Raw genomic sequence first — 12,832 nt, forward strand, 5'->3', positions numbered from 1 at the left:
TTTAAAATCCATTATGGAGTCCTCCTTGGTTACAAATTAGGGGTCATTTCGTCGACGATTTGACACCCCGCATCATACCAAGAGGGCTCTTTTTGTTCAAGTCCCCGAAAACCCTTCTAACAGGAATGCTCCTTTATATATATACGAAAATTGTTAAGAGGAGGTTTCGAAAAAATGAAACTTTATCCAATTATTTCCGTATATCATAATAGAATGTCATTTTTACGGAGGGATAACTATGTTTGAAGTTAGTGTTGAAAAGGTAGAAGATAAAGTCATCATAAAATGGCAATTATCAAAAATCGAAATACCAATCTCCGAGATTGTAGAGATAACTGAAGACGATACATACGGTGGTCAAGTAAAGGATGCTATCCGGATTGGATTGCCTTATGGAACCGCTGATCGAGTTGTGATTAAAACAAAGTCTGACACATATATTTTGTATACAAGTATTGATGCAATTAAGTTGAAGTTACAATCAATTGTTACCAATTAGTTGGAAGGTTTGAGTTTTGATTAGGGGGGAGATGAATAGTGGGCTATCTTTATTTTGCCAGTTTAGTATTATATGCTGTGGCGTTCGGTTTGTTAGGGTTTGGTATCTTTACTTTATTTAGTAGGTCAAATCAAAAAAGAGGAAGCATTGCCATCATAAGTGGAGTGGTGATATTTGTTGCTGTTATGTCAGCAAATGTGTTATACCCTGTGAGTGCTGGTGAAAAAACGATTGTAGCCAACTATACAAATGTATCAAGTGCTGATGATTCATTCTATTGTGAGATCTATGATGAATATACAAATGCGCATTATAGATATTATTCTAGTGAAAAAGAAGAAGCCACTGCGTTCTGCTCCAATATCGAGTTAGGAAAAGAATATAGTATCAATTACACATACAAGGATGGTTCAAATCATATCGAAACTCTCGGTGAATAGAACTTCCCTATAAAAAGAGCGATCTCCTGTACAAAAGGAGATCGCTTTATTGTTGTCGAGATTATAAATATTGTTGAAATCCTTTACTAGACTCTTTGATTGCTAGGATGATTGATTCTAACTGTTTCTCATCAAGGTTAAAGGTGCTTTTCACCTTGTTCTCAAGATTCTCGGTGACTCTTCTTTTTCCTACCTCGACTAAAGCAATGAGTGAGAAGCTACAATTTAAGACCTTGGCAAATTCACGTTGAGTCATATTATAATTCATTCTAATAAACTTAATTACTTCATTATCCATCGAATCCACCACTTTATCTTTTTTTAGATGCCCCCTACAAAAGAGATACATCGTTTCCTAAAATTCTCCTCCAATTATAGCTCAAAAGTTCATTTATATCCAAAAGAAATTTATGACTATAAATGGAGTCTAACAAATACCATGCACAAGTAACTTGAAAAAATATACATTATTTTAATTAATTTACCTATAAATCTGATGCCTTTTGGAATACTACATATTGCTTACAAATAGTTGAAATTAGGTGAGAAGTTGCTTACTTTTTCTTTTACTCTGATTTTTATTATCTTGCTTACTGGATTTTACAAAATGAATTCTATACCAAGGACGAAGATTATCCCCATGTGGTTCTTCAATATCTTATTTCCAGGCATTCTTGTTAATGCGATTATTACGAATTTGGAATTAATCGAAAAACAAATGAGGTTAGATCCATTTCTATCTTTAATTATGTTGCAAAATATCCTATTGCCGATTGCTATTCTACTCTATATTAACATGTACAAGATATCTTCAATAGTAATGAAAGTGCTTTTTTCATTTGTCGCTATTATAATTTCAATGCTTGTAGAGCACTTAGTTGAAAAGGCGGGTGTCTTCAAATACAAGGATTGGAATAGTTGGTTCTCATTCCTGCTTTGGTCTGTTGTTATTACGGCATCCATTGTGTTTTATCATTTTGTTAATAATCAATCCAAAAGGGAGGATTCACATGTTTAAACTCCCATCGGATTTTGACATGAACGAATATTTCGTTCTTATTACAATGATATCATTACTTATCTTGGTGATAAAAGTACCTAAATTGATGCCACGATTGATGTCCTTGTCCATTTTTTTATATTTTTCAGTTCTTGGATTGACCGCAGATGTCCTAATTGGAGTGGATTATCCTTTTGATTTCTATCAAATTATGGATTCACCAAAATTAGAGATTTTTGATGTATTCATTTACGGTGTGAATTATCCCATCTATGGCTATTTCTTTTCATATATTATTTATAAATGGAACACTAGAAGAGTCATTGTTATATTAATCATCTGTTGGAGTGGAATAACCACCTTCATAGAGTGGGTTTCAGTAAAGTTTCATGTGTTTACATACCAAAATGGATGGAATATTGGATTTTCTGCTATGGCCTATTTAGTTGTTTATACTTTTAGTGCGTTTGTGATTCTATACTTCATTCATTGTTGGAAGACTAGTGATAAGAAAAATCAAATAAAACATCCTACAACTCAACAAACCTAGAATGAAAAATAAGAATAGGTTGATCTACCATTGGGACTACACTCTAATTGTTTACAGTAAACCCCACTTGTTACGGAGTGTAGTCAGGATTCGGAGGTTAAAAATGAAAAGGGAGTTATCATTTGAAATTTGTAAATAAGTATTTTATTATATAAGTCATTGGTTATATGTTAATGTGCAGTCTGTTCCTTATTTTTCTTAGTGAATAAAACATCCTAACAATTAAAAACAAGGCTGTTTTCGTATAGATTGTTGCTTTTAATACCCACAGCCTGAATACACTCCGCGTCCTGTGGGGACACACGAATCCCACGGGAGTCTTGAGTGTATTCAGTCTGCTTGAAATCTCATTCTCAATAATTCATCTCAAAACAACAACAAACTTTGAGAAAACAGCCAAAAACAATTATATAAGCACATTATTATATAGTGATATATATGAGGAGGTGTATTCATGCAACTTTCAACTCTTGAGATAGAAAATGCAGCAACAATCTTAAAGTTATTAGGTGATAAAACACGGTTAACCATGATCAAAATGCTAGACTCCCATGATTATTGTGTCTGTGAATTTGTTGCTATTTTTAAAACAAGTCAGCCTGCGATTAGTCAACATTTACGTAAATTGAAGGATGCAGGAGTTGTAGGTGAAACGAGGAGAGGACAGTGGATTATCTATTCACTAAATAAAGAAAGTGAATACTATCAGATGATTCAAGATTTACTGCAGCATCTTCCAAACCAAGATTTCAAATTGAGAGAACTGGAAGAACAGGGATTACGTATTTCATGTGATTAATAGGGGGTTTATGGATTGTCTTTAGTTATTTTAGCATCATTGATTTTTTTACTTACACTTGTGCTAGTGATTTGGCAGCCTAAGGGTTTGTCCATCGGATGGTCTGCTTGTGGTGGGGCGATTCTGGCATTACTAGTGGGAGTGGTTGATTTTGGTGATGTAATTGACGTCACATCGATTGTTTGGAACGCAACATTGGCATTTATTGCGATTATTATTATTTCTTTGATTTTAGATGAAATTGGGTTCTTTGAATGGGCGGCACTACATATGGCAAGAGCTGCAAAGGGAAATGGCGTTCGGATGTTTGTGTATGTCGCTATTCTTGGAGCATTAGTGGCTGCTTTCTTCGCAAATGACGGAGCAGCATTAATTCTAACTCCGATTGTTCTAGCGATGGTGCGAAATTTGAATTTCAATGAGAAGATGGTTTTTCCATTTATTATGGCGAGTGGATTTATTGCCGATACAACATCATTGCCATTAGTGGTAAGTAATCTTGTCAATATTGTATCTGCTGATTTCTTTGGAATTGGATTTGTGGAATTTGCCTCAAGAATGATTATCCCGAACTTCTTCTCATTAGGAGCAAGTATTTTGGTTTTATATTTATATTTCCGAAAGAGTCTACCGAAGCAGTACGAGCTAACTGATCTTAAGAAGCCTGTCGATGCGATTCGTGACGCAAAGATGTTCCGCTTATCTTGGTATGTTCTTGCGATTCTATTGATTGGTTATTTTGCAAGTGAATTTATCGGTGTTCCAGTCTCTATCATTGCTGGAATTGTAGCGATCTTCTTTTTACTAATGGCAAGAGGAAGCAAGGCTGTAAATACAACAACTGTCATAAAAGGGGCACCTTGGGCGATTGTCTTCTTCTCGATTGGGATGTATGTAGTCGTTTATGGATTAAGGAATGTAGGGTTAACCAATGTGTTAGCCGATTTGATTCAAGCAACAGCTGATCATGGCTTATTTGCTGCAACAATTGGGATGGGCTTCATCGCTGCTATTCTTTCGTCTGTGATGAATAACATGCCAACCGTGATGATTGATGCCCTAGCCATCGCAGAAACGGATACAAGTGGAGTGGTTCGTGAAGCACTGATTTATGCGAATGTCATTGGTTCAGATTTAGGTCCTAAGATTACACCAATCGGTTCTCTGGCAACCTTACTATGGCTCCATGTTTTATCACTAAAAGGAGTCAAAATCTCGTGGGGGACTTATTTTAAGGTTGGAATCATCTTAACCATTCCAACGTTATTTATCACATTAGTTGGATTATATATTTGGTTACTTATTATTCATTAAATAAAACATTAAAGGAGAAATGAGATATGTCTAAGAAAACAATTTACTTTTTATGTACTGGAAATTCATGCAGAAGCCAAATGGCAGAAGGGTGGGCAAAGAAGCACTTAGGAGCTGAGTGGGATGTGAAGAGTGCGGGTCTAGAAGCACATGGCTTAAATCCAAATGCAGTGAAAGCGATGAATGAAGTTGGAATTGATATTTCAACTCAAACATCTGACACGATTGACCCAGAAATCTTAAATAACGCTGACTTAGTCGTTACTCTTTGTGGACATGCTGCTGACCATTGTCCAGTGACACCACCACATGTACATCGTGTCCATTGGGGATTTGATGACCCTGCAAAAGCAGAAGGTACAGAACAAGAAAAATGGGCGTTCTTTGAGCGAGTTCGTGATGAAATTGGCGAAAGAATTCAACGTTTTAAGGAAACAGGAGAATAAGGAAAAGGCTGCTCAGAATGATCATTTCGGACATTCAGGGCAGCCTTTTGTTATACTTTTGTTTTTACTAGAAAAAATGCCGTAATCCATGAAGCAATCGGAATCACCATAGTTACACCAATTCCAGCACAAAGGATGGTGATCATTTCAGCACTGAAAATCTTTGAATTCATCATTTCTCCAAGGGAATAGGACAAATCCTTGAACCAAATGAGTAAGGCTAGATAGCCACCAAAGAAGGCAAAAAATAAGGTGTTCGTGCTTGTCGAGAGAATATCTCTACCTATACTCAGGCCAGCATTGAATAAGTCTTTTCTACTTATGGTTGGATTGTGATTATATATTTCTTGCATCGGTGACGAAATCGAAATGGCAATATCAATAATCGCCCCGATTGTACTCATGATAATGACAGCCGTTGCGATTTTCACAAAATCGAGTCCGATAAAAAGAGAAAACATCCCTAGTTCCTCAATTTCTTCTTCACCAAATCCTTGAATCATTGAGCGATCTGTTACAACCACAATAAAGAGTAGTAAGATCCCTGTTGTGATGATTGTTGAAATAAAGGCTATCCCTGTTTTTTTATTCACACCATTAATGTAAAACAAATTGATACAGCTAATAATTGTACATGCCACTAACGTCAAGATCATTGTATTAGCATTTGGATCTAACATGATCATGATTGTAAAAAAGAGAACACCGAAGTTTAGGAATAAAGCAATAAATGAGCGTGCCCCTTTTCTTCCACCAATCAGAATCATCAATACACATAAAATCGCTGCAAGCAGCACTAGAACATTCATATGTTTGCCCTCTTTCGATTAATGAAAAAAATAGATACATACAGCCCAATTGGAATGGTTAACACGATTCCGATTCCACCAGCTAGAGCCCGTGCCAATTCAAGTGACAGGTTCATTGAGAAAGTAAAACCAAGTGGTGATCCATTTTTTAAATAAAGTAATAGCACTGGAATTGAGCCACTAATATAGACAAAAAATAAAATGTTTGTCATCGTCCCCATGATGTCTTTTCCTATTTCCATTCCTGACTTCTGGAGAGCCTTCACAGAAATCTGATTATTCTTCTCATATAAGCTGAAAATAGAAGAAGACATCGTGATGCCTATGTCCATCACGGCTCCTAGAGACCCAACAATAAGGCCAGCCATGAACACCATTTGATAGGGACGTGTAATAAACTGCATCTCCTCATACCTCAGGCCATTTTCTGCTGTGACCCAAATAACAAGATAGGCAATGGCCAGCGAAGTAAAGGTACCTAATAGGGTTGCGACAATTGCTGCATATGTTTTTTCATTAAAACCATTTACAAGTAATAAAGAAAGAACGGTAAAGATAATGACACTTATACAGCAAATTAAGACAAGGCTAATCGAGGAATTCTGTAAATACAGGTCTAATGCATAGGATAACAACGCAGCATTTACGACTAAACTAATGATCGAAAATAAGCCTTGTTTCTTCCCAACAACGAGTAAAATAACGATAAAAATCCAGCTGATTAATATCACATGTTTATCTCTCTTTACGTCAATAATGTCTCCTGTTAAGTCCCCATTTTCTTCTGTGGTTGTATCAATTGCAACAAATAGGTCATTGCCAGCTTTAAATTCATAATCGTAAGCCCCAGACAATGAATACTCATTCGTTAAATGAATAAGCTTCCCTTTGTCTTCTCCATTTTTCATTTCAGCTACTATGTTTTGGATGTACAGCTCATCCTGATTCTCGTAGATATCAACCATTTCTTCCGTATGTACAATTTCAGTGTCAATGACTTTTGCAACTGGTCTTTCATAAAACGAGTAATTATGGTTTACAAACATAATAGAAGCTGCAAAACATAGGGCCAGTAAAACGTACAACAGCATTTGCTTGTAAGTTATTTTTTTAAAGTGATTTAAGATTCCATTCAAAACAAAACCTCCAACTATTAGAAGAATCCCCAGTACAATGGAATAAGAATAACAGGGTTATTAAAAAAACGTCAAGGACACCAAGATTTAAGATTTCCAGTATTTTGTATCTATTTCCTGCCGAAAAGGAGATAAAAATAAGCGAAAGAGGTGTGACATGATCAATTTAAACCAGAAGCTATTGTTATTTGTTATTTTCCTATTAATCCTACCAATCAAAACAACTGCTGCAAATGATCGGAACTATGAGGATGAGGATAGCCCGATTAGTTTTACACTCGAGATCTTACCTTGGCAGCAAGTAGATGGGGTTATTCCTAAAGGGGCAAAATTTACAGTTATAGATGTAGAAACGGGTATGTACTTTAAAGTACAGAGACGAGCGGGAAGTCAGCATGCAGATGTCCAACCTTTAACTAGGAAAGATACGCAAGTGATGAAGAAAATTTATAATGGGAAATGGAGCTGGAACAGACGAGCCATTATTGTCGTTGCAGGGGATCAATTGATTGCTGCTTCCATGCATGGCATGCCTCATGGTGGTGGTGCTCTCCAAAATGGATTCCCAGGACACTTTTGTATTCATTTTTTTGGAAGTACGACTCATCGAACAAGGAAGTTGGACGCTACCCATCATTTAATGATTCTAAAAGCCGGTGGCAAGCTTGATGAATATGTAGAGACGGTTGATCCGTATGAGCTGATTACGATCTTTGCAACTGGAATTAATATGGAGGATAAAAGATTATTAGAACTTTCTGTGGGGACTAGTGAAAACGATCGACTCATACGTACGTTGATTAAAGATTTACGATCCCTTGAGATTATACATATGCCGCTTTTACCTGTCGAAGATCTTAATGAACTTGTGTTAGTGGAGATTCCAGTTCAAGTGAAATATGCGAAGAAGCATGGTCGAAAAGTAAAAAAAGAGATGAATTTTATAGCCAGAAGAGATAGTCATATGAATCAATGGTATATTGACGGGGAATATTTCTTAAAGGAGTTAAAGTAAAATAATAACCCTTACATTTTTTGTAATTATGTCATTATTTTCAAAAAAACGGTTACATTTTTACTATATAAATAGTAAAATTAGGGAGATAATACTAATTGTCACTGGAGGTGAATAGTACATATGGAGGGTAAACCGTTACATTTTGATGGAAGTGTTCAAAACGATCTTACTTCCGATCATGATATGAAAAATAATGAACCATTTGTTCTAACAGATGAAATGAGAAAAGTAATTAGTGGAAATCCAATGAGTGTTGAACAAGCTGAATAATAGATAATGACTAATCTCTTAACGGGATTGGTCTTTTTTTATGAGCAAAAGATTTGCTAATCGCGAGAATCCGTACTAATATAGAAAACTCGGATTAATAATATATTAATTCGAGATAATGTATAGCTTATAGTTATTATTCAAAAACTATAGTGTCAAATTCAAGAGCAAGAGAAAGGAAGTATGTACAAATGGCAAGAGTATTATATATCACTGCTCACCCACATGATGATACAGCATCATACAGTATGGCAGTAGCGAAAGAATTTATTGAGACTTACAAGCAAGTAAATTCTGGAGACGAAATTGTTCATCTAGATTTATATAAAGAGGATGTACCTCAAATCGATGTTGATGTATTTAGTGGATGGGGCAAATTGCGCACAGGGACAGATTTCGACCAACTGACTGCAGATGAAAAAGCAAAGGTTGGGCGTATGAATGAGCTATGTGAACAATTTATCAATGCTGATAAATTTGTATTCGTTACACCATTCTGGAATTTCTCATTCCCTCCAGTAATGAAGGCATATCTTGATGCTGTTTCAGTAGCAGGAAAGACATTCAAATATACTGAACAAGGTCCAGTAGGTCTATTAACTGATAAGAAAGCCTTACATATCCAGGCTCGTGGCGGTATTTATTCAGAAGGTCCTGCTGCAGCAATGGAGATGGGTCATCGTTATCTTGAAATCATGATGCAATTCTATGGCGTACCATCATTTGAAGGTCTATTTATTGAAGGTCATGCTGCAATGCCCGACAAGGCTGAAGAAATCAAAGCTAATGCCATTGCACGCGCGAAGGATTTAGCACAAACTTTCTAAGAGACGAGAGAGACGTTTAACATTAAGTGTTGGCGTCTTTTTTTGATTGGTTAATTGCTCATTAATTCACAATATATCCACAGATTCCCTATATGTCTTATGATAAAATTTATTTGTGAAAACTATCACATATAATTTTAGGGGGACACAACTATGAAATTAAAGATTTTATTATCATCAGCATTGCTTATTGGGTTATTAGCAGCTTGCGGCCAGGATGAGCCAGCTACTAGTGACAAAAAGGAATCAACAGAAACTCAAACAGGTTCAGATGTTGTAACAACAGCATCACTTGTTAATGAAGCATCTGCATTTGTAAATGCAGTAAGTGAAAATGGAACTTGGATCATCGCTACATTAGGTGATTTAACGGTAGACGAAGAAGTTGTAGTAGCTGGAGAGTTCAGAGACAAAGACAAAGCAGACGGAGATATTTATCGAAAAATTGGTCTGTATACACAAGATGATGATCATAATATCACTGCATCATTTACTCTGACAGTTCCTAAATTAACAGTAAAAAGTGAGAACTTAAATATCCAAGGTGGAACTGTAAAAGGTGATGTCTATGTTGAAGCAAATGGATTCAAAGTTCATGAAACAGCAACAGTAGATGGAAATGTCTATTTTGCAAATGATGAGTTCAAAGCGTCAGCAACAATTGATGGTAATGTAACAGGTGCAACAGAAGTAGCTGGTGGTACAGATGTAGTTACAACTGCTTCACTTGTAAATGATGCAGCAGCGTTCGTTAATGCAGTCAGTGAAAATGGAACATGGATTATTGCAACATTAGGTGATTTAACAATAGAACAAGATGTAGTTGTAGCTGGTGAATTCAGAAATAAGGATCAAGCAGATGGAGATATTTATCGTAAGATTGGATTATACACTCAAGATGCGGATCATAACATTACTGCATCATTTACTCTAACAGTACCTAAATTAACAGTGAAAAGTGAGAACTTGAACATTCAAGGTGGAACTGTTAAAGGTGATGTATACGTAGAAGCAAATGGTTTCCAGGTTCATGAAACAGCAACTATTGATGGAAATGTATACTTTGCAAATGAAGAGTACAAAGCATCAGCTCAAATGAATGGTGAAGTAACTGGAGCTGCTGAAGTTCAATAAATAGAAGAAGGTATTAAGACAGTTAGTCGATCTATCGGCTGGCTGTTTTTTTGTAGACACTTAAACTAGGTGATAGAGGGTTTTCGTTGGAATCTGCTTCGATTTGGTTGAAATAATGAATATGTTGATCCGTGGGAATGCCCTTCGTTGAATTCGTCTTCACTTTCGTTGGAATATCGCTCTAGTTCGTTGGAATCTGCTTCGATTTGGTTGAAATAATGAATATGTTGATCCGAGGGAAGGCCCTTCGTTGAATTCAGCGACACTTTCGTTGGAATATAGCACAAGTTCGTTGGAATCCGCTCCGATTTGGTTGAAATAATGAATAAGTTGGATTCAGGAAGTGCCCTTCGTTGAATTCGGCTTCACTTTCGTTGGAATATAGCCCTAGTTCGTTGGAATATCGCTCTAGTTCGTTGGAATCTGCATCGATTTAGTTGAAATAATGAATATGTTGATCCGAGGGAAGGGCCTTCGTTGAATTCAGCGACACTTTCGTTGGAATATAGCACAAGTTCGTTGGAATCTGCTCCGATTTGGTTGAAATAATGAATATGTTGATCCGAGGGAAGGCCCTTCGTTGAATTCAGCGACACTTTCGTTGGAATATAGCACAAGTTCGTTGGAATCCGCTCCGATTTGGTTGAAATAATGAATATGTTGATCCGAGGGAAGGCCCTTCGCTGAATTCGTCTTTACTTTCGTTGGAATATAGCTCTAGTTCGTTGGAATCCGCTCCGATTTGGTTGAAATAAATATGCCACCTCCAAACAAAAAGAGGCAGCCTCTAAAGTAAGTGTTATCACTCACTTGCAGAGTCAGCCTCAAATCTATAACTAAGCCGTACGCTGTAACAGGTTACTGGTTAGTTCAAATAGTGTTTCTTTATATGCTCCATCAGGTAGCTTTTTGATCTCTTCTATCGCTTTTTGAGTGTATCTTTCAGCTAATTTCTGCGCTTTCTCAATGCCTTGATACTCAGTGATAAGGTCTTTAATCACAACCATATCCTCATCAGTTAATTGATCTTTCTTATTCAATAGAGGCAAGAAAGCTTCTCGGTTCTCTTGAATGCAGTAGATTAAAGGCAATGTATAGATGCCTTGTCGAATATCTGCCATGATTGGCTTTCCTAGTGTCTTCAAATTACTATTGAAATCTAATATATCATCCATAATTTGAAAGGCCATTCCAATGTAATGTCCCATATTCCAGGCTCTCATTGCCTCGTAGTGAGAAGCTTCACTTTCAATCGCACCAGAATAACAGCTGACCGCAAATAGTCTTGCTGTTTTGCCAGAGATACGTGATAAATAATTTTTAACACTGACATTTGTTTGAAAGCGGGAATTCAATTGATCCAATTCACCACTCAGGATTTTCTCCATACTGCGAGAGTTGAATTCTAAATGTGCTAATGATGTTGCATAACGAGAGAGTAAGGTGAAGCATACACAGAATAAATAATCACCAGAATAAATGGCAAAGTTATTTCCATGCTTTGTTTGGATTGTTTTAAGACCATGACGCGTATCAGATTGGTCAATAACATCATCATGGACAAGTGTGGCCATATGCAAGCTTTCTAACGCAGCAGCAACAGCAATCGCTTTTTCTTTTTCTCTGGTTGGCCCAATTTGCGCACATAATAAGGAGTACGCCGGGCGAAGTAGCTTTCCACCAGAATGAATTAATTCTTTGATTGTTGATTCTACGGTTTTATCTCGAACTCTGATATGAGATTCTATTAAATTCAAAACCATTGATAGGTCTACTTTTAATTCGGGATAGGCATTCCACATTTTATGCATTTGGCTAACCTCTTTCATAATTGACTATATTCATGTGATTCATTTCACGTAAATCTCTATAGTAATGTAACTTTTCAACATGGGTCAGTAGATAATTGGCTACAAGTCCAATGGCAATTCCTGATAGGATCCCTACAACTGATAAAACAGGTAAGTAGAGAAGAACGGTCCAAGTTTGAGCAATCCAACTTGCAATGGTTAATTGCCCCACATTATGCAATATCGCTCCAGTGGTACTTACACCAATTAAGCTAACTCTTGAGGGCCCCAATTTCTTCACTGCCCACATCCCAATGAAGCTAAGAACAGCACCAGATGCACTGTACATAAAGGATGAGATGGTTCCACCTAATAGAGTTGTTAGAATAAGACGCACGGCAACTACTTTTGCTGCATCTTTAGTCGAAAGTGTATATAGAGCCATACATGTGATAATGTTTGCTAAACCGATTTTTGCTCCAGGAGCAATGGCAAAGGGAAAGGGGATTGCCCGTTCTAGAATGCTAATAATGACAGCTTGGGCTGCTAATAATGCAATATAAACAAGACGCTGATTTTTTGTCATATCGCAATCTTCCAATCTATTAATTTTGAGAGGTGAAAATAGCAAAGGGCAAAAAAGAAAGGAGGACGAGTCTAAGTGTTATCATGACATCCCTGAGTTTATGTGTTTTGAAATAACTCTTTATGTCTTTTTTCTCCTTTACTTTTTTTAATACATACTTGGTGAGATAAGCGGAAAAAACAATATCTTCCGCTTATCACCAAATACCTGCAAG

The 12,832-nt window shown here is 36.5% G+C and carries 16 protein-coding genes; 11 read left to right on the forward strand and 5 right to left on the reverse strand.

The genetic code is table 11. From position 1 onward, the window contains the following. Nucleotides 1-238 precede the first annotated feature (238 nt). Together F7888_RS21100 and F7888_RS21105 are read left to right on the forward strand one after the other, a co-directional pair. Entirely contained in the window at nucleotides 239-499 is a 261-nt protein-coding gene (locus F7888_RS21100; protein WP_191783153.1) for a SunI/YnzG family protein, read from the forward strand. A gap of 38 nt (nucleotides 500-537) precedes the next feature. After that, nucleotides 538-939 (forward strand): hypothetical protein, encoded by a 402-nt coding sequence (locus F7888_RS21105; RefSeq protein ID WP_191783155.1) that lies wholly within the window; start codon nucleotides 538-540, stop codon nucleotides 937-939. 61 nt (nucleotides 940-1,000) lie between these two features. Here the strand turns inward: F7888_RS21105 and F7888_RS21110 are convergent, their stop codons facing one another. Continuing rightward, nucleotides 1,001-1,237 carry a helix-turn-helix domain-containing protein gene (locus tag F7888_RS21110; RefSeq protein ID WP_191783157.1) on the reverse strand — a complete coding sequence of 79 codons (237 nt, stop codon included), beginning with the start codon at nucleotides 1,235-1,237 and terminating at the stop codon, nucleotides 1,001-1,003. A 309-nt stretch (nucleotides 1,238-1,546) separates the two neighbouring features. On the opposite strand from F7888_RS21110, the gene F7888_RS21115 reads away from it, so the two are divergent. From F7888_RS21115 to arsC, 5 genes are all read left to right on the forward strand, one after another. Further along, nucleotides 1,547-1,957 (forward strand): CBO0543 family protein, encoded by a 411-nt coding sequence (locus F7888_RS21115; RefSeq protein ID WP_191783158.1) that lies wholly within the window; start codon nucleotides 1,547-1,549, stop codon nucleotides 1,955-1,957. Beyond that, entirely contained in the window at nucleotides 1,950-2,489 is a 540-nt protein-coding gene (locus F7888_RS21120; RefSeq protein WP_191783160.1) for a hypothetical protein, read from the forward strand. Before F7888_RS21115 ends, F7888_RS21120 begins: the two co-directional genes overlap by 8 nt. 454 nt (nucleotides 2,490-2,943) lie before the next feature. Further along, nucleotides 2,944-3,288, forward strand: a complete 345-nt coding sequence (locus tag F7888_RS21125; RefSeq protein WP_191783162.1) for an ArsR/SmtB family transcription factor — start codon at nucleotides 2,944-2,946, stop codon at nucleotides 3,286-3,288. 15 nt (nucleotides 3,289-3,303) lie between these two features. After that, on the forward strand, nucleotides 3,304-4,602 hold the full coding sequence (locus F7888_RS21130) for an arsenic transporter (RefSeq protein WP_191783164.1): 1,299 nt from the start codon (nucleotides 3,304-3,306) through the stop codon (nucleotides 4,600-4,602). Nucleotides 4,603-4,628: 26 nt separating this feature from the next. Next, on the forward strand, nucleotides 4,629-5,048 hold the full coding sequence (arsC, locus tag F7888_RS21135) for an arsenate reductase (thioredoxin) (RefSeq protein WP_191783166.1): 420 nt from the start codon (nucleotides 4,629-4,631) through the stop codon (nucleotides 5,046-5,048). A gap of 50 nt (nucleotides 5,049-5,098) precedes the next feature. On the opposite strand, the gene F7888_RS21140 is transcribed toward arsC, so the two are convergent. Together F7888_RS21140 and F7888_RS21145 are read right to left on the reverse strand one after the other, a co-directional pair. Continuing rightward, nucleotides 5,099-5,857 (reverse strand): YibE/F family protein, encoded by a 759-nt coding sequence (locus tag F7888_RS21140; protein WP_191783168.1) that lies wholly within the window; start codon nucleotides 5,855-5,857, stop codon nucleotides 5,099-5,101. Beyond that, nucleotides 5,854-6,948: a YibE/F family protein gene (locus F7888_RS21145; RefSeq protein WP_191783216.1), complete on the reverse strand. Its 1,095-nt coding sequence runs from the start codon at nucleotides 6,946-6,948 to the stop codon at nucleotides 5,854-5,856. Before F7888_RS21145 ends, F7888_RS21140 begins: the two co-directional genes overlap by 4 nt. A gap of 202 nt (nucleotides 6,949-7,150) precedes the next feature. Here F7888_RS21145 and F7888_RS21150 point away from each other — a divergent pair, with 202 nt between their 5' ends. From F7888_RS21150 to F7888_RS21165, 4 genes are all read left to right on the forward strand, one after another. Continuing rightward, complete coding sequence (locus F7888_RS21150) at nucleotides 7,151-8,008, forward strand: hypothetical protein (RefSeq protein ID WP_191783170.1); 858 nt, start codon at nucleotides 7,151-7,153, stop codon at nucleotides 8,006-8,008. 123 nt (nucleotides 8,009-8,131) lie between these two features. Further along, nucleotides 8,132-8,281, forward strand: coding sequence for a hypothetical protein (locus F7888_RS21155; protein WP_191783172.1), 150 nt, complete (start codon nucleotides 8,132-8,134; stop codon nucleotides 8,279-8,281). A gap of 191 nt (nucleotides 8,282-8,472) precedes the next feature. Next, nucleotides 8,473-9,108, forward strand: coding sequence for an FMN-dependent NADH-azoreductase (locus tag F7888_RS21160; protein WP_191783174.1), 636 nt, complete (start codon nucleotides 8,473-8,475; stop codon nucleotides 9,106-9,108). A 153-nt stretch (nucleotides 9,109-9,261) separates the two neighbouring features. Beyond that, complete coding sequence (locus F7888_RS21165) at nucleotides 9,262-10,242, forward strand: polymer-forming cytoskeletal protein (protein ID WP_191783176.1); 981 nt, start codon at nucleotides 9,262-9,264, stop codon at nucleotides 10,240-10,242. 836 nt (nucleotides 10,243-11,078) lie between these two features. Here F7888_RS21165 and F7888_RS21170 read toward each other — a convergent pair. Continuing rightward, the gene (locus F7888_RS21170) at nucleotides 11,079-12,053 is read right to left on the reverse strand and encodes a polyprenyl synthetase family protein (protein WP_225228942.1); all 975 of its coding nucleotides are present in this window, start codon (nucleotides 12,051-12,053) and stop codon (nucleotides 11,079-11,081) included. A 4-nt stretch (nucleotides 12,054-12,057) separates the two neighbouring features. Then, nucleotides 12,058-12,618, reverse strand: a complete 561-nt coding sequence (locus tag F7888_RS21175; RefSeq protein WP_191783180.1) for a Gx transporter family protein — start codon at nucleotides 12,616-12,618, stop codon at nucleotides 12,058-12,060. Between the last annotated feature and the right edge of the window lie 214 nt (nucleotides 12,619-12,832).

The sequence above is a fragment of the Litchfieldia stipae genome (assembly GCF_014837155.1).
Lineage (GTDB): Bacteria > Bacillota > Bacilli > Bacillales > Bacillaceae_L > Litchfieldia.

Coding starts and splice junctions, on each gene's coding strand:
- F7888_RS21100 (WP_191783153.1), top strand. CDS start 239: ATGTTTGAAGTTAGTGTTGAAAAGGTAGAAGATAAAGTCATCATAAAA.
- F7888_RS21110 (WP_191783157.1), bottom strand. CDS start 1,237: ATGGATAATGAAGTAATTAAGTTTATTAGAATGAATTATAATATGACT.
- F7888_RS21115 (WP_191783158.1), top strand. CDS start 1,547: ATGAATTCTATACCAAGGACGAAGATTATCCCCATGTGGTTCTTCAAT.
- F7888_RS21120 (WP_191783160.1), top strand. CDS start 1,950: ATGTTTAAACTCCCATCGGATTTTGACATGAACGAATATTTCGTTCTT.
- F7888_RS21125 (WP_191783162.1), top strand. CDS start 2,944: ATGCAACTTTCAACTCTTGAGATAGAAAATGCAGCAACAATCTTAAAG.
- arsC (WP_191783166.1), top strand. CDS start 4,629: ATGTCTAAGAAAACAATTTACTTTTTATGTACTGGAAATTCATGCAGA.
- F7888_RS21140 (WP_191783168.1), bottom strand. CDS start 5,857: ATGAATGTTCTAGTGCTGCTTGCAGCGATTTTATGTGTATTGATGATT.
- F7888_RS21145 (WP_191783216.1), bottom strand. CDS start 6,948: ATGCTGTTGTACGTTTTACTGGCCCTATGTTTTGCAGCTTCTATTATG.
- F7888_RS21150 (WP_191783170.1), top strand. CDS start 7,151: ATGATCAATTTAAACCAGAAGCTATTGTTATTTGTTATTTTCCTATTA.
- F7888_RS21155 (WP_191783172.1), top strand. CDS start 8,132: ATGGAGGGTAAACCGTTACATTTTGATGGAAGTGTTCAAAACGATCTT.
- F7888_RS21160 (WP_191783174.1), top strand. CDS start 8,473: ATGGCAAGAGTATTATATATCACTGCTCACCCACATGATGATACAGCA.
- F7888_RS21165 (WP_191783176.1), top strand. CDS start 9,262: ATGAAATTAAAGATTTTATTATCATCAGCATTGCTTATTGGGTTATTA.
- F7888_RS21170 (WP_225228942.1), bottom strand. CDS start 12,053: ATGCATAAAATGTGGAATGCCTATCCCGAATTAAAAGTAGACCTATCA.
- F7888_RS21175 (WP_191783180.1), bottom strand. CDS start 12,618: ATGACAAAAAATCAGCGTCTTGTTTATATTGCATTATTAGCAGCCCAA.